The organism is Oxalobacter paeniformigenes (assembly GCF_027158465.1).
GTDB classification, from domain to species: Bacteria; Pseudomonadota; Gammaproteobacteria; order Burkholderiales; family Burkholderiaceae_D; genus Oxalobacter; species Oxalobacter paeniformigenes.
On the sequence record NZ_JAMKYL010000001.1, the window covers coordinates 594,224 to 618,977 of the forward strand.

A 24,754-nucleotide genomic window follows, 5' to 3' on the forward strand; every position below is an offset into this window, starting at 1 on the left:
TCATTATGGCAAAAAACAGCATTACCTTTCTGGTTTATGGACGGTACGCACTCTTTACCGATCCGGTTACCCATCTCGGCGGAGAAAAGTGTTCCTACCATATTCCGACGTATGAGGCATTGAAAGGAATCGTCAAATCGATTTACTGGAAACCCACCCTGATCTGGTATATCAAACGTGTCAGGATCATGAAACCGTTCCGGACACAAACCCGAAGCATGAAACCGATTGCCTACGATCAGGCAGGCAATACTCTGTCCATTTATACCTGTCTGGCCGATGTCGCCTATCAGGTCGAAGCCTGTTTCGAATGGAATACCTATCGCAAGGAACTGGCGCATGACCGGATCGACGGAAAACATTACGAAATCGCGAAACGGATGCTTGCCAAAGGCGGCAGACAAGACATATTTCTGGGCACCCGCGATTGCCAGGGATATGTCGAACCCTGTCGATTCGGAGAAGGAAAAGGCGCATATGACGATCTGGACGAACTGGGATTCGGATTGATGTTTCACGGATTCAGTTATCCCGATGAAACCGGTGAAAACATGCTCAAGGCCAGATTCTGGCGCCCCGTCATGAAAAACGGCATCATCGAATTCATCCGGCCGGAACAATGCGATATCGTCAAGCCGATACATCCCATGAAACCGAAGGTCTTCGTCCAGGGCAAAAATTTCAGCGGTCTGAAAGAGGAGGGACTCTTATGACCTGGTTCAAGTGTTTGTATGAAACATACAATAATGTACTGGGCGACCCCCGTTACGACGATGACGAAGACAATCGTCTGATGCCTGTCGGGCACACCAGCCAGCAGGTTCACATCATCGTCAGGATAGATGGAAACGGAAACTTTCTGGGTGCCGAATTCATCAACAAACAATCGGTCATTCTGCCGGCGACCGAAGACTCCGCGGGCCGTACCAGTGGACGGGTCGCCCATCCGCTGATCGACCAGATCAAATATTGCGCCAAAGATTATGCACGCTACTCCGGCAATGAAGGTTACTTCAGCAAGGAAACCTTGTCTGAAAAAAAACTCGAAAAACCGGAAGCCGAACAGCCGAAAACCTATCTGGAAACCTTGCAAGGCTGGGTCAGCTCGCCAAACACCCATCCCATGGCACAGGCGGTATATGACTATGTCAGCAAGGGAACACTGGTCGCCGATCTCGTCAGGGAAAACATCCTGCATCTGGATGCCGATGGAAAACTCATGACCGTAGCCCCGGAAGGGCAGGAAATACCGGTATTCAAGGTATTGACAGCCAAAAAAGACACAGAGGGCATCGCTCGTCGCGATCAGGGAAATCTGATGATCGCATGGCAGGTCGAAATATCCGGAGAACCCGAACCGAGAACCTGGAAAAACAAGAGTTTGCAGGAAAGCTGGATAGCCTATGACGCCAGCCAGATGGATAAAACAGGGCTTTGTATGGTTTCGGGGACGGAAATGCTGTTGGCCAACCAGCATCCGCGCAATATCAGGCGACCGGGAGACGGCGCCAAACTTGTATCGGCAAACGACAAGAGCGGGTTTACCTATCGCGGGCGTTTCACCACAGCCGAACAAGCCTGCTCCGTCGGTTATACCGTCAGCCACAAGGCACACAACGCCTTGCGCTGGCTCATCGCACGGCAGGGATACAAAAACGATACGCAAGTCATCCTGGCATGGACACCGAAAGGCATTCCCTTGCCACAGCCTTGCGACGATCTGATGGCCGATGACCTGCCGGATTTCGAGTCGATGGCAGACACGCCGGAAAAAGACCTTGCGGGTACAGAACAGAATACGCAAGTCGATCATCGCAGGGATCTTGGCGCAACCTTTTCAGAAAAACTGAAAAGGAGCCTGCGCGGTTATGACGGCAAGATCGGCGAATCGGACACTGTTGCCATTCTGGGACTTGATTCAGCCACACCGGGACGATTGTCGGTCGTTTTCTATATGGAGCAATTCTGGCCGGAATACAGGGAAACGCTGGAAAGCTGGTACAACGACATGTCATGGTGGATCCGCCGGACGCGGGAAAGTGCGGTTAAGACCGGCAAGAAAAAGAAAACGGAAGTTTTCTGGAAAGCAACGGCGCCGACACCCAATGAAATCGCCATGGCGGCCTATGGCAAGCGGATGGACACCCAGCTGAAGAAAAACACGGTTGAACGGCTGCTTTCCTGCATCGCCGAAAAAAGACCGATACCGCTCGATCTGATGAATTGCTGTGTCAACAGGGCATGCAACCGTGCCGGACTGGAAAACTGGGAATGGGAAACCGTACTGGGAGTCGCCTGCGCCATGTACAAAGGATATTGCAAACGACATCCCGTCAAAACACAAAGGAGGGAATACACAATGGGGCTGGACGAAAACAACACGTCACGCGACTACCTGTATGGCCGGTTGCTGGCGATAGCCGAAAGAATGGAAAGAGTGGCGCTTGCCCGTGCCGAAGAAAACCGGCCGACCAATGCCGAAAGACTGATGCAACGTTTCGCCGACTCGCCCTATACCACATGGCGCCAGCTCGAAATGGCGCTCCAGCCTTACCGGCAGCGTTTGATGCAGGGCAGGGCAGGCTTTGTCACGAACATGGACAAACTCATGGACAGCATACTGAACGCTTTCGATCCGGAAGCGTTCATGAAAGCAGGCAGATTAAGCGGTGAATTCTTGCTGGGATACCATTGCCAGCGACAGGCATTCCGCACAGCGAAAGAATCCGGAAATGATGAACAGACACAGGGAGAAAACGAATGAATCCATTACAACACAAAATCGATTTTGCCGTCATATTGACCGTCGATCATGCCAACCCGAATGGCGACCCATTGAACGGAAACCGTCCGCGTGTGGACTACGACGGCTTTGGCGAAATTACAGACGTCTGCATCAAGCGGAAATTGCGCGACAGACTTCAGGAAAACGGGCAATCCATCTTTGTCCAGTCGGACGAAAAGAAACAGGATGGCATGACATCCCTCAGAAACCGTGCCGAGTCGCCGGAATACGGACTGGGAAAAGAAACATTCAACGAAAAGAAAACGCCCAAGGATGTCGCTGCCAGAAAAGCCTGCGAAAAATGGTTTGACGTGCGCGCTTTCGGCCAGTTGTTCGCATTCGGAGGCGATGCCGCCGGTGTTTCCATCCCGATTCGCGGCCCCGTCACCGTACAGTCCGCTTTCAGTATCGAACCAGTCAGCATCACCAGTACCCAGATCACGAAAAGCGTCAGCGGAGAGGGTGACGGCACCAAACGGAGTTCCGATACGATGGGCATGAAACATCGCGTCGATAAAGGCATTTATGTCTTTTACGGCAGCATGAATCCACAACTTGCGGAAAGAACCGGATTCAGCGACGACGATGCGGAAACCATCAAATCGCTTTTGCCGAAACTGTTTGAAAACGATGCATCCTCGGCACGTCCGGAAGGCAGCATGGCCGTCAAAAAAGTCTTCTGGTGGAAACATAACTGCAAATCGGGACAATACTCATCGGCCAAGGTCCATAAAAGCCTGACCGTTCATGCTGACGGTTCCTATACGATCGACAAGGCTGCCACGGAAGGACTGGTACCGGAAGTGATCGACGGATTCTAGCCATGTCATACCCGGAAGCCGATTTCATCCCCATATCGGCGCTGCAACACTACCTGTATTGTCCGCGCCAGTGTGCCCTGATCCATCTGGACAGGGCATGGGAAGAAAACGTCTTTACGGCACAAGGGCGGCTCATGCACGAAAACGCCCATACCGCCGGGACAGAAAGCCGGAAAAACATCCGGACAACCACCGCGCTGATGCTGTGCTCGAAACGGCTCGGCATCAGCGGGGTGGCCGATGTCGTCGAATTTCACCGGACGAACGGCCATTGGCAACCGTATCCCGTCGAATACAAGCGCGGACGCCCGAAAAAGTCCGACGCCGATCGCGTCCAGCTCTGCGCACAGGCGATGTGTCTGGAAGAAATGCGCCAGACCACCATAACCGAAGGCGCACTGTATTACGGACAGACACACCGGCGCGAAACCGTCCTGTTCGACCGGCAACTGCGCGAACTGACCGAAAAAACCATCGCCGACGTCCATGCGCTTTTTTCACAAACAAAACGGCCGCTCCCCGTCAATGACAAACGTTGCCGGGACTGCTCGCTGAAAAACGACTGCATGCCGGAACTGGCCGGCGATCCGTCGCAGCATTATCTGCAAACCCTGCTGGAAGCCACATGAAACAATACCTGAACACCCTGTATGTGACGACCCCGGAAAGCTATCTGTTCAAGGATGGCGAATGCGTCGCCATCCGGCAGGCAGGGCAGGTCAGGGGAAAAATCCCTATCCATACCCTGGGCAGTCTGGTACTCTTCGGACAAATCTCATGCAGCCCCTTCCTGCTGGGACACTGTGCCGAAAACAACGTCACCGTCACATGGCTGACCGAAAACGGCCGTTTTCTGGCAACCATGAACGGTGCGGTATCCGGCAATGTCCTGCTTCGGCGCGCGCAATACCGGCAAGCGGACGATCATGAAGCCAGCGCCCGGCTTGCGCGGGCATTTTGCATCGGCAAAATCATCAACAGCCGCACCGTGCTGAGGCGGACGGCACGGGAACGCCCCCATCCGGCGCTGACACAAGCCTGCGACCGGCTGAACCGGTCGCTCGCCCGTCTGAGACAATCCCCGGCACTGGATACCGTCCGTGGAATCGAAGGCGAAGCCGCCAGCACCTACTTCAGCGTATTCAACCACCTTGTCAGCGAAAAAAGCGGAACATTCACCTTCAACGGCAGAAGCAGAAGACCCCCGAAAGATGAAATCAACTGCCTGCTATCCTTCGGCTATACCCTGTTGGCCCATGACATCCGAAGCGCGCTCGAAACTGCCGGACTGGACCCGGCCGTCGGTTTTTTGCACCGTGACCGGCCGGGCAGGCCTGGACTGGCGCTGGACATGATGGAAGAATTCAGACCCTATCTCGTGGACAGACTCGTCTGCACCCTGATCAACCGGGGACAAATCAGGGCGGAACAATTCCGGAAAACCGAATCCGGCGCCGTACTCATGGCAGACGACTTGCGCAAGGAAATACTGCTTGCATGGCAAAACCGGAAAAAAGAAACCGTCGAGCATCCCTTTTTGAAGGAAAAAATGCCAATAGGCCTGCTCTGGCACATGCAGGCAAGATTGCTGGCAAGAACACTGCGAGGCGATCAGGCAGAGTATCCGCCATTTGTGATGAGGTGAACCATGATGGTACTGGTCAGTTATGACGTCAACACACAAGACAGACAAGGGCAAAAACGCCTGCGCAAAATCGCGCGACTGTGCGAAAACTGGGGGCAGCGTGTCCAGTATTCGGTCTTTGAATGTCTGGTGGAACCGGCACAATGGACAGCGCTGCGTGCCTCGCTGATCGACAATATCGATCAGGAAAAAGACAGCCTGAGATTCTATTTTCTCGGCGCCAACTGGAAAAACAGACTGGAACACGTCGGCGCGAAAGCCGCTATCGATCCGGAAGGACCGCTGGTATTCTGAAGAAACGGAAAAAGGAGGGAAAAACAGGTAAAATGCCATTCGGGAACCTCCAGTTCACAACCTTTTCCCAGACAAGATGCCCGCAAAGCCATCTTGTTGAAAAATAAGGAAAAAAGAAAACCTTCCCAAAATGGGCAGGCAAAACCCCTTCGAAAAGAACAGATTCCCGCAAGTATCTATGAAAAGCACCGAAATAGCATGCTTTCCAAAGATACCGTCGCACCCCACGCGGGTGCGTGGATTGAAACTGCCGCCGCCTTGAATGGAATGGACATCAAAACAGTCGCACCCCACGCGGGTGCGTGGATTGAAACGTTAATTCGTTCTTTGGTTCGCGCCCGTTTAATAAGTCGCACCCCACGCGGGTGCGTGGATTGAAACAGGATACGTGCGCCATGATGGAAGCACGTTCCGAGTCGCACCCCACGCGGGTGCGTGGATTGAAACCATGCGTAACGGGTCGCATAGGCACGGAAACGGTGTCGCACCCCACGCGGGTGCGTGGATTGAAACATGCTCGTCCGCAATCCTGCCTGCAGCCATCAAGTCGCACCCCACGCGGGTGCGTGGATTGAAACGCCTCAAACGCTCTGGATGACAAAGACCGGAACGTCGCACCCCACGCGGGTGCGTGGATTGAAACCGATGCCACGGCGGAAAACGGGAAAAACATCCTGTGTCGCACCCCACGCGGGTGCGTGGATTGAAACTTGGCAGCGATAGTGCCATGTCAACGATCGGCAGCGTCGCACCCCACGCGGGTGCGTGGATTGAAACTGAAACTTCGAAACCGCGCTGATGGCGGTTGTCCGCCGTCGCACCCCACGCGGGTGCGTGGATTGAAACTTGCTTTTAGCGTATCAAGCAGGACATAAAATGTGTCGCACCCCACGCGGGTGCGTGGATTGAAACGCCTTGCCAAACTCCGAAACCGCCGGTTACGACACGTCGCACCCCACGCGGGTGCGTGGATTGAAACTATACGCCACTCAAGATTAGGATTATCGACATCCGTCGCACCCCACGCGGGTGCGTGGATTGAAACCCATGGGTATCAGTCAGTACCGGCTGGCCAAGGTCAGTCGCACCCCACGCGGGTGCGTGGATTGAAACTATGCATTGACCGTTGCAGAAGCCGAGAAAAAAGGAGTCGCACCCCACGCGGGTGCGTGGATTGAAACATCCGGGGGAAGTGCTTCTGGAAGAGTTTCTGATTGTCGCACCCCACGCGGGTGCGTGGATTGAAACACAAGTCCACGATTTCTTTGTGACCCGTGCAATAGGTCGCACCCCACGCGGGTGCGTGGATTGAAACATAGTTACCTCAAAGATGGTTTGGCAAAACGGGAGGTCGCACCCCACGCGGGTGCGTGGATTGAAACTCCGACGGTTACGCAGAACATTACTGTGTATGCGGTCGCACCCCACGCGGGTGCGTGGATTGAAACTTGAAGTCAGCGACATGATTCTGGACTGCGCTGTTGTCGCACCCCACGCGGGTGCGTGGATTGAAACTCTTTCGGCGGCTGTACAAATTGATTGACGGATGTCGCATCCCACGCGGGTGCGTGGATTGAAACTCCCAAGATCTATAACGGTGTTTTGTGTCCCTGCGTCGCACCCCACGCGGGTGCGTGGATTGAAACTTCAAGCGAAACGGTTGTTTTGGTGTTGATATCAGGTCGCACCCCACGCGGGTGCGTGGATTGAAACGTTGAAACGAGAACGTGGGATAAAGTCCTTGAATGTCGCACCCCACGCGGGTGCGTGGATTGAAACTACGGCGTTGCGCCGCATCCGTTATCTGACTACTTGTCGCACCCCACGCGGGTGCGACCGTGCCTTGTCTGTACGTCAAACAGGGAAGCCTGTTTTTGGCGAAAAAAGGCGAAAAAAAACAGGAAAAAGACTTGAAAAAAGAGGTATCGGACATATCTAGGCAATAACGATGAACGGATGCCGGAAGGCTCCGAAGGTCGGTGCGGGTCGGCGTCCCGTCCGGATGTCGCCCGGGCCGGTTTGAAAAGAATAAAACGGAAATGCACGCTTCATGGCAGTGTTTCCGCGATGACAGAAAAGGAGTTGATGATGTTACCGAGTGTCTTTGGTGAAAAACTGTTTGACGATATGTTCAATGATGCCTTTACGCTGGTTCCTGCCTTTGCACGCAATTCGCAGGTATTCGGCGCCAATGCCAAGAACCTGATGAAAACCGATGTCCGTGAGCTGGAAAAAACCTATGAACTGGATATCGATCTGCCAGGCTTCAAGAAAGAAGATGTCAAGATCGAACTGGATAACGGTTATCTGACGATCAGCGCCACCCAGTCTTCCGATGACGGTGAAAAGGACAAGAAAGGGCAGTATATCCGCCGTGAACGTTATACGGGCGAATGCAGCCGGAGCTTCTATATCGGCGAAAACGTCGATCACAAGGATGTCACGGCCAAATTCGAAAACGGTATCCTGCAAATTTCTTTCCCGAAAGCACCGGAACCGAAACAGCCCGAAACCAAGCTGATTTCCATTGCCTGATCGCAGGGGAAAGCATGAGAGAAAAAGCCGGAATCATTCCGGCTTTTTTATTGCCTGAACAGTACCGCATGCCGTTTGGGGCGAAGCCGTCGGGGTATGTCGCCTGTACGGGAAGTATCGTGTCGTCGTGTCCGCCGGAGGCGAACAGGGTGGCCAGAGATTCATCCCGAAACCGTTTCTTCCGGGATACAGCATCGGGCCGGGTGCGGGCGATGCCGGTGACGTCACGGAACAGGCAGGAGTTGTCCAGTCGTCCAGTTGCGCATCCGATCGCCTTGTCGCCGGAAAACGGATCATCCCGCGCAAAACGCGCGCTGGATACGATAAAAGTCAGGAAGCGGAATACATTCCGGACAGTCACCCGGTCGCCATGCGTGCATATCGCTGCCATACCGGTCGCAGGAGCCTGATGGAAAGGCAGCAAGACACAGCCGTAAAAAACGGACGGCGGTCAAAGGCGTGACGATGCAGGCTAGATCGGCATGGCGAAAAAGGCCGCGCGTTCGGCAGGATCGGACAAGTCGATGATCGTCATGTGGTGCGGCAGCAGGGCGGAATGCGGCGTATGCAACCGGAAATGGCTGCGGATGGTGGACAGTTCCAGAATCAGCCCGGAAATATCCAGCGACTCGCATGCGGTGAAGGCAGCCTGTTGCGGGTGGGGCATCATGCGGTCGCCCGTCTCCTGCCATGCGGGGCGGAAATAATGGATGAGACCCGCTTGCGCCAGACAGATTTTCTGCCGCTCTGTCAGGGGATGGTCGCGGACGGACAGAAAACGCCGTTCGCCGGCGGGGATGCCGTCGGCTGAAGAGATGCCGTCATGTTGCAGGCGTCCCGGAAGCGTCACCAGTTCATAAGGCAGGTATTCGAACGCATAGACGATCACTTCATCGTCCGGCAGGGCATTTTGCAATTCGGCAAGCAGATGCTGCAACGGTGCATCGCGGAAAATGCGGTCGAAAACCGGTGTATCGCCATCCCCGAACACATTGCCGACATACAGCACTTCCAGATCATTGAGCGCTTCTCGTTCGGCGATGATGGCGGGATGCTGGCTCAGGCCGCCCGCGCTGATTCGGCGCAGGCAGTTCCCGTCGGCATCCAGCGTGCGGATCTCATGATACGGCGAAGGCGACAGGGCGACGTTGGTCTCGTTTTCCGCCAGTGCAAGAGGAAATCCGAAATGGATGGACAGCGGATTCCCGTCAGCCATGCAGTGCAAATCGCCGGAAACCGTGTTGCCGTCGTATGAAAACGTATCCGGATCGAAAGAAAAGCGCGGACGGCGACAAAGCAGATAAATATGCGCCTTGGCGAGCACGCGGTTCATTTTCGCGCCGTAATCCGCGCCGGGCCTGATTTCACCGGCCGCCAGTGCCATCGCGCCCCATGAACGCAGATGAACGGAGACGCCGGATAACGGTTTTCCTGTGGGCTTGGTCATGGTGAAATCCCTGTATGAGCGAAAGCGACAGCAAGAAGATAACAGATTATCGGTGTTTTGCAGCAAGGACGGGGAAAAATCGCATGCGCGGCGGCAAAGTGGCGGCGTACACGGCAACATGTGGAGAAAACCCTGACGGCTTCGACAGCGGCAAACGAAAACCGGACAGCGTCCGACAAAATGGTTCATGCAAGTTTCCGTGGCGGTTGTTTTCCAGAGAAACGGAAAACACCAACGGAAATACCGGTATCGCGCCCAGACAGGCCGCAATGACGGCTGATACACTGAAAAGAAAGTACGGTTATTCAAGTTGCTGTTTTTAAAGGCATTTTCTTCCGGCATGTCCGGGCAGGCCCACCAGCCGCATGTCGGTACAACAGGGTGATCTGTATAATCATCGGACAGTTATCAGGAAACAGTCCCGGATAAAACGTTTGTTGAAGTGCGTCAACGGATATTGCCTTGAAGCAATATGTTGGACAAATGCACGAAAAAGAGATGAAGTGACCCTGATTTGTGGCGATTTTCTGAGAAATCGCCATTTCGTACCGGATGATATTCCCTGTATGGGGGCGCCGTGGATGAACGAAGGTTCCGTGACGGTATCCGATGGATACCGGATCGGTTTTCAGGGGGAAGCCGCTTGATAAACGGTGCCGGGCGAACGACAATTCTGTGTGGAATTTCCGGAGTGAGGACATGAAAGAAAAAATCGCCAAGACCAATGCGGCACGCATGCTGGACAAATCGAAAATCGCTTACCGGCTGGTGTCTTATGAAGTCGATGAAAACGACCTGTCGGCCAAACACGTCGCCGAAAGCGTCGGGGAAAACATCGAACAGGTATTCAAGACGCTCGTTTTGCACGGCGACAAGACCGGGCATCTCGTTTGCGTCGTACCCGGCGACCATGAAGTCGATCTGAAAAAAGTCGCCCGGGTGTCGGGCAACAAGAAATGCGAAATGATCGCCGTGAAGGAACTGTTGCCGCTGACCGGCTATATCCGCGGCGGTTGCTCGCCCGTCGGCATGAAAAAGCATTTTCCGACATACATTCACCAGACTATGACGCAATTCGACCGGATATACGTCAGCGCGGGCGTGCGCGGCGTCCAGATCGAAATCGCGCCGGACGACCTGATCCGCGAAGTGCGGGGAACGCTCGCCGACCTCGTCGCGGAATAAGCGCCGTTACGGTATCTCCGGCAAACCGCCGGAACCGCAGCCTTTCGGATGGCTTACAGGTTCGCCAGCAAATGCTGGATGCAGATTTTCATGCCGATACCGATCAGGATGATGCCGCCCAGCAATTCCGGCTGGAATTTCCTGAAGCCGCCGAAAGATAACCCACCCAGATAGCCCGCCACCGAAAACAGAAAAGACACCAGCCCGAAGATGACGACGGGCCAGACGAGCGAAGCGATGGTGGAAGCTCCCAGAAAAGACAGCGACATGCCGATGGCCAGTGCGTCGATACTGGTGGCGGCTGCCAGTGCCAGCACGACGCGGGTATTGGAAAAATCGATCGTCCGGTTCTTGCGTGACGGCGCCTTGAAATTGTCGTAAATCATTCTGGAACCGATGATGGCCAGCAAAATGATGGCGATCCAGTGATCGAAATCGTCGATGACCCGATTGAACCAGCTCGAAACGGCCCAGCCGATGGCGGGCATCAGCATCTGGAAAAAACCGAACAGGAAAGCGTTTTTCAGAACGATCCGCCATTGCAGCCGTTTCAGAAAAATGCCGCCGGATACCGAGAGGGCAAAGCCGTCCATGGCCAGACCGGCTGCCAGTATCCACAATTCGAGCGCTGTCATATCTGCCGGAGGGTTGTTGAACGTGTTCAGAGAGAACGGAAGAAAGTGCAACAGGCATATTAAAAGAAAAACCGCGTATTTTGAACCGCCGTTCAATAATTTTTGAACTGTCGGCAGCCAGACGGAAAAATTGCAACACATTCCGGCCTGGCATCCCGGAGATACCGTATCCGATGCTGCATCGAAACATACCGTACAATCCGGCGGGGCAATATCCGGCGCGGCGAAATACCGGCGTTTTTCCGGTTTCGTCGTACCCGGTGCCGTTTTTTCCGATAATGCACGACCCTTTTCACCATCGTGCCATCCGTCTTGCCGCCAGTGCCGGAAAAGGGCGGTCACGTGCTGTTCCCATATCGTCATCCATGCGACAGCCGTCATGACATTACTGACGATTCCGGCCGGAGCGCCGTCCCGTTGCCGTTAGCCCGGACGGTTTTGCCGTTGTCCGCGTATTCGGGGAAAAATCCCGATATGCCGGCCGGCGACATGATACCCGGAACCCCGTCCGGACTGACTTGCCGGCGCGATCCATCGTTTTTTCCGGAGCGAGCGCAGTGAAAACAGGATCGAATGCACCGGCCGATGAGGCAACGCAAAACCCGTTTTCCGCATTCGTGCAGATTCATGACTGGAACACCCGCCAGGGTGTACCCGACGACTGCATGGAGAACGATATGAAAATCGATACCGGAAAAGGAACCCTTTCGCTCATCACCCTCATCGGCATCTGGTCTGTCTCGGCGCTGAACGCATTGCCCGGACTGGCGGTCTCGCCGATACTGGGCCAGCTCTCGCAAACATTTCCTGACGCCAGCGAACTGGACTTGCAGATGCTGGCCTCGCTGCCGTCGCTGATGACGATTCCGTTTGTCCTCATAGCGGGCAAACTGGCGGAAAAAATCAGCCAGATCATCCTGCTGGAAACCGGGCTGGGGCTTTTCCTGCTCTCAGGTATCCTCTATCTGGTATCGGACAGCATGTGGCAGCTGATCGCCGTTTCCGCCTTGCTGGGAGTCGGCTCCGGCATGATCGTTCCGCTTTCGACCGGACTGATCTCGCATTTTTTCACCGGCGAGGCACGGGTCAGGCAATTCGGTTACAGTTCCGCGATCACGAACCTGACGCTGGTGCTGGCGACGATCGTCACCGGCTATCTGGCGCAAATCAGCTGGCGGCTTCCCTTCGTCGTCTATCTGCTGCCGGCCGTCTCCATCGTCCTGTCATACTCCCTGATACGCGGCATCGGACACGACGGGCAGGGGGCTTCCGGGAACCTGCCGGTCGCGGCGGACAACGATACAACCGCCGAAATCACCGGCAAAACCGGCTTCATGACCGGCAAACTCGTCGAAACCATGATCCTTTACGGACTGGCGACCTATCTGGTCATCATCATCAGCTTCAATCTGCCGTTTCTCATGCGCGAATACCGTTTTTCCAGTGAAAACGCCGGCATCATGATTTCCCTGTTCTTTCTGGCCATCATGGTGCCGGGGCTGATCATGGGGCAGGTGATCCGGTATCTGGGAAACAAAACCCTGTTCGCAGGATTTGCCGCGATCGCCGCCGGACTGCTCTCCATACTCGTCGCCCCTGTCGAATCGTTCATCGCGCCGGGCTGCATAATCGCCGGACTGGGCTATGGCGTCATCCAGCCATGGGTCTATGAAAAAGCCACCCGCATGGCCATACCGGAAAAAGTCACCATGGCGCTGGCACTTGTCATGGCCATGAACTATATCGCCATCCTGGCCTGCCCGTTCATCATTAGCTTTTGCGGGTGGCTGCTGCGTCTTGAAAGCCAGCAATTCCCGTTCGCCTTCAATCTGGCCATTGCCGTTTCCGTCTCCGTTTATGCATGGACACGCCGCAATTTCCTTGTATTCACAGTCTGAAAACGGTATGACGACCGGTATGGAAAGCGCCGATACGGCACGGTGGCGGCCCGAAGGGCAAAAGCGTTGTATTCCTGCGCCCAGACCGTTTTTTTTCTCCGGCAATAGATTAAAATGCCTCTGGAAATGCTCTGTTTGACGCACGCACCGTATTGTCAGCCGATTGGGGAAAGGAAACGGAAATCATGAAACGCAAGGGAATGATACTGGCGCTTGCCGCCGTATTGCTGCCACTGGCATGGCGCGCTATCAAGAAGCATCGTCTGGGCCGCAAGCAGGTCGTCGTTCTCGATATGGACGTGGTGGCCGAACGCTCGCTGCCGGGACGCGCGGCCGCCCAGTACATCAAGACCGTGAAAAACATCCTGCATCGCAACGTCGAGGAAGTCAGACTGGCCTATCAGGGGCGCGAACAGACGCCTGAAGGACTGCGCGCCATCGCACAGGCACAGTCCAACTACCAGCAACAGCTGGCGCTGTACCAGAAAAAACTCGATAACGAAATCGGCGACATCGTCGCCGCCGCCGTCCGCTCCTGGCTGTCGAAAAACCGTCAGGTCGCCGCCGTCGTCGCCGCCGACGAAACCCTCGGGTACAACAAGCACGCCGACATCACCAAACAGGTCATGGCGGAAGTGGACTGGTACAAACCGTCGTTCCCGCCGCTGCCGCGCTCGCGAAACGGCAAGACACCGCTTTGACCGTTTGCCCTCGCCATCATCGCCGGCATGCATGAAAAAGTTTGCCGGCGCGGTTGACAACAGCTCGCGACACCAGTAAATTGCCGCCAGCTTTCGGGGAACGCGCTTTTCCCCGGACTTTCCCGCCGGCCATGGCGCCGGCATTCCCATCATCTTTTTATTGTCAGGTAACGAGAATGGACTCAGACAGTTGCAGTTCGATACGGTCTGACGGCCAGCCGCAAACCGGGACATATCCCGGATAACCTCCGACAGGTTTTGCCGGTCTTGCCGTAAGGCCGGTCTTCGCTTCGATCGTATCCATCCAGAGTGCACCAGTACTGGAGGCTATCATGTACGGCAAAACCGCTACTTCCATGGCAGCGCGCAAGACGCTGCGTATGCATATCGAAAAAAAACTGTTGCAGGCCGCCGCCATGCCCGCGGACGACCTGATGCGGCAATACGGCTCCTCACCGGCAGGATTGTCCGGGGAAGCCGCCGTTCTGGAAAACCGCGCACGCTTTGGCGACAACCGGATCGGCGACGGCCGCGACAAATCCGCCGGCCTGCGTCTGGCACAGGCTTTCGTCAATCCGTTTACCGCCATTCTGGCCGTCATCGGTTGCATTTCGGTATTCACCGACATCATCCTGCCGCCGCCCGGAGCGCGGGATGTCATGACCGTCGGCGTGATCGCGGTCATGATCTTCCTGTCGGGATTGCTGCGTTTCATCCAGGAAGCGCGCAGCGACCGTGCCGCGGCAGGCCTGGCCAAAATGGTCTCCAGCACCGCGGCCGTCATCCGGCAGCCGGACGGCATGCGCGAACGGCCCATCACGGACATCGTGGCCGGCGACATCATCCGGCTGGCCGCCGGCGACATGGTACCGGCCGATTGCCGCATCCTGCGCGCGAAAGACCTGTTCATTTCGCAATCGGCCATGACCGGCGAGAGCGAACCCGTCGAAAAGACGGAACGGACGGAAGATATTGTCCCCAATCAGGCGATTACCGATTGCCCGGCGCTGGTTTTCATGGGCAGCACCGTCGTCAGCGGCAGCGCCACCGTCATGGCTGTCGCCACCGGCCAAAACACCCTTTTCGGCGATATGGCCGCCGCGCTTTCCGGACGGCGGGAAAAAACCGGTTTCGAAAAAGGTTTGCATGCCGTCTCCGGCCTGCTGATCCGTTTCATGCTCATCATGGTCCCCGTCGTTTTTCTCATCAACGGGCTGACCAAGGGCGACTGGATGGAAGCGCTCCTGTTTTCCATCTCGATCGCCGTCGGACTGACCCCGGAAATGCTGCCGATGATCGTCACGACCTCGCTGGCCAAGGGCGCCGTGGTCATGAGCCGGAAAAAAACGATCATCAAAAACCTCGGCGCCATCCAGAATCTGGGCGCCATGACGGTATTGTGCACCGACAAGACCGGCACACTGACGCAGGACAAGGTCATTATCGAACGTCATCTGGATTGCCATGGCCAAAGCGACGACCGTGTGCTGATGCTCGCGTTTCTGAACAGCTTTCACCAGACGGGCCTGAAAAACCTGATGGATCGCTCCATCATCGAACTGGCCGAAGAAAAAGCCGCCAAAGGGTTTGTCTGGCGTCATCTCGTGACCGGATATGCCAAGATCGACGAAATCCCGTTCGATTTCGAGCGTCGCCGCATGAGCGTCGTCGTCGCCAGTCCCGACGGTCATAAGACCGTCATCACCAAGGGCGCTCTGGAAGAAATGCTCTCCGTTTGCAGCCATGCCGAATATGATGGACGGATCGTGCCGCTGGACGCAGCCATGGAAAACACGATCCGAAAAACCGTCGATGCGCTCAACGACGACGGCATGCGGGTCATCGCCGTCGCATGGAAAACACCGTCCGAAGATATATCGTCTTTTTCGGTAGCCGATGAATCGGACATGATTTTCGCCGGTTATCTGGCGTTTCTCGATCCGCCGCGGGAAAGCACGAAGCAGGCGCTGGCCGCGCTGGCTTCCCATGGCGTGGGCGTGCGCATCCTGACGGGCGACAACGAACGGGTCACGCGCGCCATCTGCCGTCAGGTCGGCATGCCCGTTACCGCGATCATGAGCGGTGCCGAACTGGAAGCGATGGACGATGCCGCGCTGGCGCGGAAAATCGGACAAGTCCAGGTATTCGCGCGACTGTCTCCCGCACAGAAAGCGCGTATCGTCACCGTCCTGCGCGAACAGGGCGAAATCGTGGGCTATCTGGGCGACGGCATCAACGACACGCTCGCCATGAAAGCTTCCGACGTGGGAATTTCGGTGGATTCCGCCGTCGATATCGCGCGGGAATCGGCCGATGTCGTGTTGCTGGAAAAAGACCTGATGGTGCTGGAGCAGGGCGTCGTCGAAGGTCGCCGGATTTACGGCAACCTCATCAAATACATCAAGATGACGACCAGCTCCAATTTCGGCAACATGTTCTCCGTTCTGGCCGCCAGCCTGTTTTTGCCGTTTCTGCCGATGGCAGCCGTCCAGATCATCCTGCTGAACCTGATATACGACACCGTCAACATCGCCATGCCCTGGGACAGGGTGGATCAGGCTTTTCTGGCCAGACCGCGCCGGTGGGACGCTTCCTCGATCGGCCGTTTCATGGTCAGGATCGGGCCGGTCAGCTCGGTTTTCGATATCGTCACGTTCCTTCTGATGTATTTCATCGTCTGCCCCGCCGTGGCGGGCGGCCCGTTCGACACGCTCGATATGGCCGGACAAGCTGTTTTCATCGCAGTGTTCCATGCCGGATGGTTCGTGGAATCCATGTGGACGCAGACACTGGTCATGCATGTCATCCGGACGGAAAAAGGCGCGTTTTTCAGAAACCTGGCATCCTGGCCGGTGCTGCTGGCTTCGACGGCAGGTGTCGTCATCGCCAGCGTCATCCCGATGACTTCGCCGGGACAGGCGATCGGACTGGCGCGGTTGCCATGGAGCTGTTATGGCTGGTTCATCCTGATCGCGGCCGCCTACATGGCACTGGTCGCACTGGCCAGACGTGCCTATATCCGCCGATACGGAGAATGGCTCTGACGGCGATGATCCGGACTTTTCATGCACGAAAGGGGCGGGGCGGTTCAAAAAAACAGGCGTACCTGATAAAATTCCAAGTTTCCGGAAAAACCGCATGCACGGCTTTCCCGGAAACAGGAATTCCGGCGGGATGCCTGCAAGGGGCATGGCCGCCATACCCAGGAACAACCGGCGCGCGGAACAGAACATCCGGTGTGCGCCGGTTTTTTCCGTTAACGCGTCTTTCAAAAGAAGAACCCGACAAAGGAGCTGCAACATGAATATCTGGCACGACATCGCCACAGAACGTGTCAATCCACAGGATTTTTACGCCGTCATCGAAATCCCGAAGGGCTGCAAGGTCAAATACGAACTCGACAAGGAAACCGGCATGCTCATGATGGACCGTGTGCTTTACACGTCCACCCACTATCCGGCAAATTACGGCTTCATTCCGAAAACCTACGCCGACGACCATGATCCGCTGGACGTGCTGTTGCTGTGCTCCGAAACGCTGGTCCCGCTCTCGATGGTCCGTTGTTTCCCGATCGGCGTCATCATGATGGAAGACGGTGGCGAAAAAGACGAAAAGATCATCGCGCTGCCGTATGGCGATCCGACCTACAACAGCTATGAAGACATCAGCGAGCTGCCGGAACACATCATGAAAGAAATGTCCCACTTCTTCTCCGTGTACAAGGCGCTGGAAGGCAAGAAAACCTTCATCGAATCCGTCAAGGATCACAAGTGTGCCGAAGAAATCATCGCTTCGTGCATCGCCAAATACCAGCAGGAATTTCCGCAGTATTCCAAAAAATGATGGCTGACTGAGCCTCGCATGCCGCGATCCGGTCCGTTTGTACCGTCTCGCGGCCGATTCGCCGGCCCCGCAGACATCGCGGTGCCGGCGGTTTTGTAAACCGTTTCCCGTTTTCACCGTTAAACAGAAAAGGGCCGCTTCCGCAGGGAAAACGACTCGTACCCGCCCTGACAGGCGGTGAAAAAACGCGCAGGCCTGATGGTACCGGAAAGCCGTCGCCGCACAATACGGTACACTGGCGCAACGAAAACCGCCGATTCTCAAGACAACCCTGCCGGATGCATCCGCCTGCGGCAGCTTTTCAGACAAGGGAACACATGGCAGACCAACCGATACTGGACGCCAGAACGGCCAGAATATTGCCCTGGGTGGTTGCCGTCGCCTTTTTCATGCAAATGCTCGACGGCACGATACTCAATACCGCGCTGCCGACCATGGCCAGGGATCTCGACGCCAATCCGCTCCAGATGCAAAGCGTCGTCATCGCCTACATGCTGACGGTGGCCGTCATCATTCCCGCGTCGGGCTGGCTGGCCGACAAATTCGGCATCCGGCAAATCTTCCTCTTCGCCATCGGCCTGTTCACCCTGGGGTCGCTTGCCTGCGGCCTGTCGCCCACGCTGGAAATCATCGTCGCCTGCCGCGTCATGCAGGGCGTCGGCGGCGCGCTGATGGTACCTGTCGGGCGGCTTTCCGTCTTGCGCGCCTATCCCCGCGAACAGCTTGTGACCATCATGAGCTTCATCACCATACCGGGACTGATCGGCCCGCTCATCGGCCCGACGCTCGGCGGCTTCCTCGTCCAGTATGCCTCATGGCACTGGATATTCTTCATCAACATCCCGGTGGGTTTTCTCGGTATCGTCGCGACGCTCAAATACATGCCGTATCTCCCGCGGGGAGGTGAACTTTATCCGTTCGACAAAACCGGTTTCATGCTTTTCGCCACCTTCATGCTCGCCGTCACCCTCGGACTGGAAGGCATCGGCGAACTGCATCTGGCATATCTGCCGATGATATTGCTCATCATCTTCGGGCTGGCCTCGCTGGCGGGGTACGTCTTTTACGCCCGCGCCTCGGCAAGACCGCTGTTTTCCCCCGAACTTTTTTCCGTGCGCAACTTCGCCGTCGGCATCCTCGGCAACCTGTTCGCGCGGCTGGGCAACGGCGCCATGCCGTTTCTGACGCCGCTTCTGTTGCAGGTCGGACTGGGATACTCGCCCATGCATGCCGGGCTGTCCATGATTCCCATGACCGTGGGCGCACTCATCGCCAAAAGCGTCGCCACCCCGCTGGTCAGACGCTTCGGATACCGCACGATCCTCGCGGTCAACACCCTGTCGCTGGGCGCGATGATCGCCCTGTTTTCCGTCATCGGACGCGATACGAATTACTGGCTCATGCTCCTCATCTTCAGCGTGTTCGGCGTCATCAACTCCATGCAGTTCACCGCCATGAACACCGTCACCCTCGTCGATCTTTCCGACCGGCAGGCCAGCAGCGGCAACAGCCTGTTGTCCGTCATCATGCAACTGTCCATGAGCATGGGCATCGCCATCGCCGCCGCCATCCTCGGCGGCTTTACCGGCAACGGCGCGCTCACACAGGGACAGGACGTCATCGGCGCCTTCGCCAAGACCTACCTGTGTCTGGGCTTTCTGGCCGCGATATCGACCGTGATCTTCATCCACGTCAATCCCGACAGCGGCAAGGTTCCGCACGAAAAACCGCATGATCCCGTCGCGCCGGAACACTAGCGGACGCCGAAAGCAGGGCAGGGCGAACCTGCATGCAACCCGGACGGAAAACCGGTTCGATCATTAGCCCCATGTTAACGCCATAACAGCGACGAGCATTGATCGAAGCCGCCTGCGGCGTTATGCTGGCGGTCCTGATGGCGGCAGGCATCGCAAAGACACGGTTTGCCGGCATCTTTCGCAATCATGAAAAAACCACCGGAGAAAGACACACACAGATGCTTGTTTTCCTGACCATGCTGGCGATGGGCGCCCTGATCGGATTCGTCGGTGCAGGCGGCGCTGGCGTCGTCATCGCCGTTTTGACACTGGTATTCAATATCCCGATCCATACCGCAGTCGGCACCTCGCTGGCCGCGATGATCTTTACCACACTATCCGGCGCATTCAGCCATTTCCGTGAAGGCAACCTCAACATCAAGGTCGGCCTGACCGTCGGACTGGCCGGTGCGGCAGGCGCGTTCATCGGTTCCAAAATCTCGACACTGTTGCCGGGAACCGAACTCAAATACTGTACGGCCAGCATGCTCGTCGCCTCGGCCGTCCTCGTCTATACCCGGCTGACCTATCCGAATCTGCCCCTGTTCCACACACGGGAAGGCCAGAAACCCGTCACAGACGGCAGCCGTTTCTGGATTCTGGGGGTACTGGCAGGGCTTGGCAACGGACTGCTCTCCGGCACCTTCGGGTTCGGCGCGGCGCAATTCATCCAGCTTTCGCTGCTCATCTTTTTCGCCATGCCGCTCTTCCAGTCGGTCGGCACCACCATGCTCATCATCCTGCCGATCGCCACATTCGGCGGATTCGGCTATTTGCTCTCCGGCTATCTGGACTTCATGCTCTTCATACAAGTGCTGCTGGGCCTGATGATCGGCGCCTATGTCGGCGCGAAATTCACCCGCCATGCCCCGAGATGGTTCCTCAAATGGATGATGGTGCTGCTTCCGGGAGCCGCCGGCGCGCTGATGATTTTCTTCAATATCTGATACCCAGGGCATCCTGCCGGCCACTCGCCATTCACCGCCGGGCGTTTTTCCGACGGTGAATGATATCCGTGAAGGCGGTTTCGTGACCCATCACAAACCGCACGATTTGCCGGTAGCGTAAAATTCGCCATGACCGGCGCTATCCGGAAACCGCTTTGCCGCCAAGCCTGCCGATGTCGGGCGAGGCTTCCCGCAACCCAGACCGAATGTATCAGCCATGCCAGACGCCATACCCTTTACGCGAGTCAAACAGGGATTGCTCGACTTTCTGCACATCGTCATACTTGTGTTGTCCCTGTTTCTCGTCGTCAGCATTTCATACGACATTTTCAACAACATAGCCTTTCAGGACCAGTCGCAATATCTGGAAATACAGTGGTGGATCTGCCTGTTCTTCCTGTTCGTGTTCTTTCTGGAATGGTTCCTCGCCGAAAAACGCGCACGTTATTTTTTCACGCACAGCCTGTTTCTGATCGTCTCGATACCGTACCTCAACATCATCGACTATTTCGGCATAAGCTTTCCGCCCGAGGCCAACTACTTCATCCGGTTCATTCCCATGATACGGGGCGGCTACGCGCTGGCCATCGTCGTGGGCTGGCTCACATACAGCCGGATATCGAGCCTGTTCATGTCGTACATCACCATGCTGGGCGCGACCGTCTATTTCGCCAGCCTCATCTTCTTCGCCGTCGAACACCCCGTCAACCCCATGGTTGACAACTACGGTGCCGCCCTGTGGTGGGCCGCGATGGACGTCACCACCGTCGGTTCCAACATTTACGCCATGACCACCACCGGCAAAGTCATGTCCGTGGTGCTGGCGGCGCTGGGCATGATGCTCTTTCCCATCTTCACCGTCTATATCACCGATCTGGTGAAAAACGCCGATCGCAAACGACGGAACGTGCGCCATGCCAGACAGGGTGCGAAATCGGCGGAAACGGCCGGCATGCAAGACGACGGCACGACCGATAGCGACCCGCGTCCCTAGGAAAACGCCCCATGCCGCCGGAACGCGGAAGGGGGGAATCTATCATGGTTTGTCGCCGTTTTTGGCGGAATCGCCGTTCTTTTCCCTGAGCAGATCGCGGATTTCCGTCAGCAGGACGATATCGGCAGGCGGCGGAGGCGGCGAGGCCTTTTCTTCTTCCGCCTTTTTGAACGACAGCTTGCTGATGAGCTTGACGAGAATGAAAATGGACAAGGCAATGATCAGGAAATCGAACGTGACCTGGATGAAATTGCCGTAATTGATCGCCACTTCCGGTGAAACCGTCTTGCCGCTTTCGATCACGGCCGGTTTGATGACGAATTTCAGGTTGTTGAAATGGATGCCGCCGACGAGCAGACCGAGAACCGGCATCAGGACATCGGAAACCAGCGACGAGACGATCTTGCCGAACGCGCCGCCGATGATGATACCGACAGCCATATCGATCACGTTTCCACGCAAGGCGAATGCCTTGAATTCCTGCAGGGTTTTTTTCATAAAGGATGCTTTCAGGGAAGAAAACGACCCGTTCGGTATAACGGGCAATGAATCACACGAAGATAAAAAGCATTGTATAGGCAATACCGGTTTTGCGCAGGACAACGATCAAACCTCGTCCATACGGACGAAATCCGGCACGACAATACCGGACGAAACGCGGGATGGACAACATTATATTTTTATATATAATATAAAAAAGTATAATTTAACCGCAATGACGAGGAGATCGCCATGTCAGCCAATGAAACCGAATGGGATGCCCTGAACGCATCGGCCGCGCAAGCCGTCGATTTCATCAAGAAACTGGGCAATGCCGACCGCCTGAAACTGTTATGCCGCCTGTCGCAGGGGGAATGCCATGTCGGGCAGCTGGAAGCCGAGTGCGGCATCCGGCAGCCGACGCTTTCGCAACAGCTCGGCGTCCTGAGAAGGGGCGGGCTGATCGTGCCGAGAAAAGAAGGCAAACAGATTTTCTACCATTTGAATGACGGACCTGTCATGGAAATCATGATGATTCTGCACAAACACTTCCGTTGCCGTCAGGAGAATCCGTCATGACGATCGACTGGAACCATTTCACCCCCGGAGCATCGCTGGCAGGCGGTATCCTGATCGGTCTGGCCGTTGCCCTGATGATTCTGGCCAACGGGCGCATCGCCGGTATCAGCGGCATTCTCGCGGGGCTTGCCAACCGCAACCGGCATGAGCGGTTCTGGCGCATCGCCTTCATCGCGGGCATCGTCGCGGCGCCCTGGCTTTACGCCCTGTTTTTCCCGCTGCCCGACATCGACTACGGCGGTCGTTCATGGGCGCTGCTCATACTGGCCGGCCTGGCCGTCGGCTTCGGCAGCCGTCTGGGATCGGGATGCACCAGCGGACACGGCGTGTGCGGCTTGTCGCGCCTGTCGGTCCGTTCGGTCGTGGCGACGACACTTTTCATCGTATTCGGCGCGCTGACGGTATTCGTCGTTCGCCATCTGGCAGGGGGCTGACATGTTCTATCTCGTATCGCTTGTGGCAGGAGTGCTTTTCGGAACCGGTCTTTTGCTCTCCGGCATGGCCGACCCCGGCAAGGTCGTCGCCTTTCTGGACTTTGCCGGAAACTGGGACCCCTCGCTGGCTTTTGTCATGGGCGGCGCCATCGGCGTCGGACTGATCGCCTTTACCCGTGCGAAAAAAATGTCCTGCTCATGGCTGGATGCACCGATGCAATGGCCATCGGCAAAACATATCGACTGGCGTTTGCTTGCGGGCAGTTCGCTGTTCGGCATCGGCTGGGGGCTGGCGGGCGTCTGTCCCGGGCCGGCGCTTGTGGGCATCGCCGGGGGCTTGCCGCAGGCATGGGTGTTCATGGCGGCGACGCTGGCGGGCATGGGACTGTACGGCCTGTTCAACCGTCTGTTTGCGAAAAAATCCTAGTGCGGATGTGGGCAGGGGCAGCGCGCATCACATCGGAAAGAGCAGCACGACCGCGTGCAGCGCGACCCCGATGATGCCGCCGACAAGCGTGCCGTTGATCCGGATGAACTGCAAATCCTTGCCGACGGACAATTCCAGCTCGCGCACCATCGATCGGCTGTCCCAGTTGCGTACCGTCAGCACGATATGTTGCGACACAGTCGAACGGATTTCTTCGGACATCGCCCCCGTCATCATCACGATCTGGTCATTGATGGATTCCGTCATCGAGGGATTTTCCAGCACCCAGCGTCCGAAACGCCGGAACGTGCGCGACAGCCGGTGTTTCATCTCCGAATCATCGCCCGCGGCATCGCGCTGCATCCATTTCCTGAACTGCACCCACAGCGTCTCGAAATATTCCGCCACGACAGGCGTTCCCAGAAACTGGCGTTTCCAGCCTTCGATACGGGCATGATATTCCGGGTCGCTTTTGAGTTTCCCGATAAAACGGCTCGCCAGTTCGTCGAATTGCCGGCGGCGCGGATGGTTCGGGTCGCGTCCGATATCGTGCAGCCAGAGCTGGATGCTTTCGACCAGCGTGCCGGCCACCCGGATGCCGAATTCTTCCGTATCCATCACCAGTCCCAGCATCTTGATGAGCTTGGGGTACTCGCGGCGCGATACCTCGATGATGACCGTCGCCAGCTGCTTGCGGGTACCGGGTTCATCCAGCACCGAGGAAATCCGGCGCAAGCCCACATCCAGCAAGGCCTGATGCTGGTTGTTGTGCGTGAGCACATCCATAAGCTGTCCGATCAGGTTGCCCAGATCGAGTTCTTCGAGATTGCGGTAAATGGCATTGCGCATGAGCTTGCCCACACGCTGGTCATCGACGAACGCCAGCGCACCGATCAGTACCCGCACGACCTTGTCGGCGAGGAAATCCGCGTTTTCACGCGAAGAAAGCCAGTTGGCGATACGCCGGGCGGGGTCCCAGTCGCGCATGCGCATGGTCATCGTCTCGCGCGAGAGAAAATTGTCGCGGATGAATACCGCGAGATTTTCCGCGATTTTGTCCTTGTTTTCGGGAATGATCGCCGTGCGCGGGATCGGCAGTTTCAGGGGATGACGGAAAATCGCCACGACGGCGAACCAGTCAGCCAGTGCGCCGATCATCGCCGCTTCGGAAAAAGCGCCGATCCATGCCCAGATGCCGGTACGCCCGTACAGACGCGAAACCACGAAAAGCACGGCCATCGCCACCAGCAGTGCCAGTGCCAGCCATTTCATCTTGCGAAGCTGGAACAGGCGGTTGTCCTGTTTCAT

The 24,754-nt window shown here is 56.5% G+C and carries 25 protein-coding genes and 1 CRISPR repeat array; of the genes, 20 read left to right on the plus strand and 5 right to left on the minus strand.

Features of this window, described 5'->3' with window-relative positions:
- Positions 1-5: 5 nt before the first annotated feature.
- From cas5c to NAI64_RS02720, 8 genes are all read left to right on the plus strand, one after another.
- Positions 6-713 carry a type I-C CRISPR-associated protein Cas5c gene (gene cas5c / locus NAI64_RS02685; RefSeq protein WP_269297520.1) on the plus strand — a complete coding sequence of 236 codons (708 nt, stop codon included), beginning with the start codon at positions 6-8 and terminating at the stop codon, positions 711-713.
- Positions 710-2,764, plus strand: a complete 2,055-nt coding sequence (cas8c, locus tag NAI64_RS02690) for a type I-C CRISPR-associated protein Cas8c/Csd1 (protein ID WP_269297522.1) — start codon at positions 710-712, stop codon at positions 2,762-2,764. The genes cas5c and cas8c overlap by 4 nt, the downstream gene beginning before the upstream one ends.
- Entirely contained in the window at positions 2,761-3,606 is an 846-nt protein-coding gene (gene cas7c / locus NAI64_RS02695; RefSeq protein WP_269297524.1) for a type I-C CRISPR-associated protein Cas7/Csd2, read from the plus strand. The genes cas8c and cas7c overlap by 4 nt, the downstream gene beginning before the upstream one ends.
- Positions 3,607-3,608: 2 nt before the next feature.
- Positions 3,609-4,235 carry a CRISPR-associated protein Cas4 gene (gene cas4, locus NAI64_RS02700; RefSeq protein WP_269297525.1) on the plus strand — a complete coding sequence of 209 codons (627 nt, stop codon included), beginning with the start codon at positions 3,609-3,611 and terminating at the stop codon, positions 4,233-4,235.
- Complete coding sequence (gene cas1c / locus NAI64_RS02705; protein WP_269297528.1) at positions 4,232-5,251, plus strand: type I-C CRISPR-associated endonuclease Cas1c; 1,020 nt, start codon at positions 4,232-4,234, stop codon at positions 5,249-5,251. Before cas4 ends, cas1c begins: the two co-directional genes overlap by 4 nt.
- A gap of 3 nt (positions 5,252-5,254) precedes the next feature.
- Complete coding sequence (cas2, locus tag NAI64_RS02710) at positions 5,255-5,545, plus strand: CRISPR-associated endonuclease Cas2 (RefSeq protein ID WP_269297530.1); 291 nt, start codon at positions 5,255-5,257, stop codon at positions 5,543-5,545.
- 216 nt (positions 5,546-5,761) lie between these two features.
- Positions 5,762-7,324: direct repeats of the CRISPR family, unit length 32 nt; unit sequence GTCGCACCCCACGCGGGTGCGTGGATTGAAAC.
- 309 nt (positions 7,325-7,633) lie between these two features.
- Entirely contained in the window at positions 7,634-8,080 is a 447-nt protein-coding gene (locus NAI64_RS02715) for an Hsp20/alpha crystallin family protein (protein WP_269297532.1), read from the plus strand.
- 127 nt (positions 8,081-8,207) lie between these two features.
- On the plus strand, positions 8,208-8,543 hold the full coding sequence (locus NAI64_RS02720; RefSeq protein ID WP_269297534.1) for a hypothetical protein: 336 nt from the start codon (positions 8,208-8,210) through the stop codon (positions 8,541-8,543).
- Positions 8,544-8,552: 9 nt separating this feature from the next.
- Here the strand turns inward: NAI64_RS02720 and NAI64_RS02725 are convergent, their stop codons facing one another.
- Complete coding sequence (locus NAI64_RS02725) at positions 8,553-9,527, minus strand: hypothetical protein (RefSeq protein ID WP_269297535.1); 975 nt, start codon at positions 9,525-9,527, stop codon at positions 8,553-8,555.
- Between the two features lie 503 nt (positions 9,528-10,030).
- On the opposite strand from NAI64_RS02725, the gene NAI64_RS02730 reads away from it, so the two are divergent.
- Both NAI64_RS02730 and ybaK read left to right on the plus strand, forming a co-directional pair.
- Positions 10,031-10,174: a hypothetical protein gene (locus tag NAI64_RS02730; RefSeq protein ID WP_269297536.1), complete on the plus strand. Its 144-nt coding sequence runs from the start codon at positions 10,031-10,033 to the stop codon at positions 10,172-10,174.
- Between the two features lie 52 nt (positions 10,175-10,226).
- Positions 10,227-10,712 carry a Cys-tRNA(Pro) deacylase gene (gene ybaK / locus NAI64_RS02735; RefSeq protein WP_269297538.1) on the plus strand — a complete coding sequence of 162 codons (486 nt, stop codon included), beginning with the start codon at positions 10,227-10,229 and terminating at the stop codon, positions 10,710-10,712.
- Between the two features lie 53 nt (positions 10,713-10,765).
- Here ybaK and NAI64_RS02740 read toward each other — a convergent pair whose 3' ends face one another.
- Positions 10,766-11,347 carry a manganese efflux pump MntP gene (locus tag NAI64_RS02740; protein WP_269297540.1) on the minus strand — a complete coding sequence of 194 codons (582 nt, stop codon included), beginning with the start codon at positions 11,345-11,347 and terminating at the stop codon, positions 10,766-10,768.
- Between the two features lie 557 nt (positions 11,348-11,904).
- Here NAI64_RS02740 and NAI64_RS02745 point away from each other — a divergent pair.
- Both NAI64_RS02745 and NAI64_RS02750 read left to right on the plus strand, forming a co-directional pair.
- The gene (locus NAI64_RS02745) at positions 11,905-13,245 is read left to right on the plus strand and encodes an MFS transporter (protein WP_269297541.1); all 1,341 of its coding nucleotides are present in this window, start codon (positions 11,905-11,907) and stop codon (positions 13,243-13,245) included.
- Between the two features lie 185 nt (positions 13,246-13,430).
- On the plus strand, positions 13,431-13,946 hold the full coding sequence (locus tag NAI64_RS02750) for a hypothetical protein (protein ID WP_269297542.1): 516 nt from the start codon (positions 13,431-13,433) through the stop codon (positions 13,944-13,946).
- A 163-nt stretch (positions 13,947-14,109) separates the two neighbouring features.
- On the opposite strand, the gene NAI64_RS02755 is transcribed toward NAI64_RS02750, so the two are convergent.
- Entirely contained in the window at positions 14,110-14,280 is a 171-nt protein-coding gene (locus tag NAI64_RS02755; RefSeq protein ID WP_269297543.1) for a hypothetical protein, read from the minus strand.
- Between NAI64_RS02755 and mgtA the strand changes: the two genes are divergently transcribed.
- The 5 genes from mgtA (at position 14,279) to NAI64_RS02780 (ending at position 21,526) form a co-directional block, all read left to right on the plus strand.
- Positions 14,279-16,990, plus strand: coding sequence for a magnesium-translocating P-type ATPase (gene mgtA, locus NAI64_RS02760; protein ID WP_269297544.1), 2,712 nt, complete (start codon positions 14,279-14,281; stop codon positions 16,988-16,990). The two genes, NAI64_RS02755 and mgtA, sit on opposite strands and share 2 nt — an antisense overlap.
- A 256-nt stretch (positions 16,991-17,246) precedes the next feature.
- Positions 17,247-17,789: an inorganic diphosphatase gene (locus NAI64_RS02765; protein ID WP_269297546.1), complete on the plus strand. Its 543-nt coding sequence runs from the start codon at positions 17,247-17,249 to the stop codon at positions 17,787-17,789.
- 317 nt (positions 17,790-18,106) lie between these two features.
- Positions 18,107-19,546 carry a multidrug transporter subunit MdtD gene (gene mdtD / locus NAI64_RS02770; RefSeq protein WP_269297549.1) on the plus strand — a complete coding sequence of 480 codons (1,440 nt, stop codon included), beginning with the start codon at positions 18,107-18,109 and terminating at the stop codon, positions 19,544-19,546.
- A gap of 122 nt (positions 19,547-19,668) precedes the next feature.
- Positions 19,669-20,532 (plus strand): sulfite exporter TauE/SafE family protein, encoded by an 864-nt coding sequence (locus tag NAI64_RS02775; protein WP_331282603.1) that lies wholly within the window; start codon positions 19,669-19,671, stop codon positions 20,530-20,532.
- 217 nt (positions 20,533-20,749) lie between these two features.
- Positions 20,750-21,526: a potassium channel family protein gene (locus NAI64_RS02780; RefSeq protein ID WP_269297553.1), complete on the plus strand. Its 777-nt coding sequence runs from the start codon at positions 20,750-20,752 to the stop codon at positions 21,524-21,526.
- A gap of 42 nt (positions 21,527-21,568) precedes the next feature.
- Here NAI64_RS02780 and mscL read toward each other — a convergent pair whose 3' ends face one another.
- Positions 21,569-22,024, minus strand: coding sequence for a large-conductance mechanosensitive channel protein MscL (gene mscL, locus NAI64_RS02785; protein ID WP_269297555.1), 456 nt, complete (start codon positions 22,022-22,024; stop codon positions 21,569-21,571).
- Between the two features lie 234 nt (positions 22,025-22,258).
- Between mscL and NAI64_RS02790 the strand changes: the two genes are divergently transcribed.
- From NAI64_RS02790 to NAI64_RS02800, 3 genes are read left to right on the plus strand one after another with little or no spacing between them, the layout of a single operon-like run.
- On the plus strand, positions 22,259-22,585 hold the full coding sequence (locus NAI64_RS02790) for an ArsR/SmtB family transcription factor (protein WP_269297557.1): 327 nt from the start codon (positions 22,259-22,261) through the stop codon (positions 22,583-22,585).
- Positions 22,582-23,019, plus strand: a complete 438-nt coding sequence (locus NAI64_RS02795) for a YeeE/YedE family protein (RefSeq protein ID WP_269297559.1) — start codon at positions 22,582-22,584, stop codon at positions 23,017-23,019. Before NAI64_RS02790 ends, NAI64_RS02795 begins: the two co-directional genes overlap by 4 nt.
- A gap of 1 nt (position 23,020) precedes the next feature.
- The gene (locus tag NAI64_RS02800) at positions 23,021-23,446 is read left to right on the plus strand and encodes a DUF6691 family protein (RefSeq protein WP_269297561.1); all 426 of its coding nucleotides are present in this window, start codon (positions 23,021-23,023) and stop codon (positions 23,444-23,446) included.
- Positions 23,447-23,473: 27 nt separating this feature from the next.
- Here the strand turns inward: NAI64_RS02800 and NAI64_RS02805 are convergent, their stop codons facing one another.
- Positions 23,474-24,754, minus strand: coding sequence for a DUF445 domain-containing protein (locus NAI64_RS02805; RefSeq protein WP_269297563.1), 1,281 nt, complete (start codon positions 24,752-24,754; stop codon positions 23,474-23,476).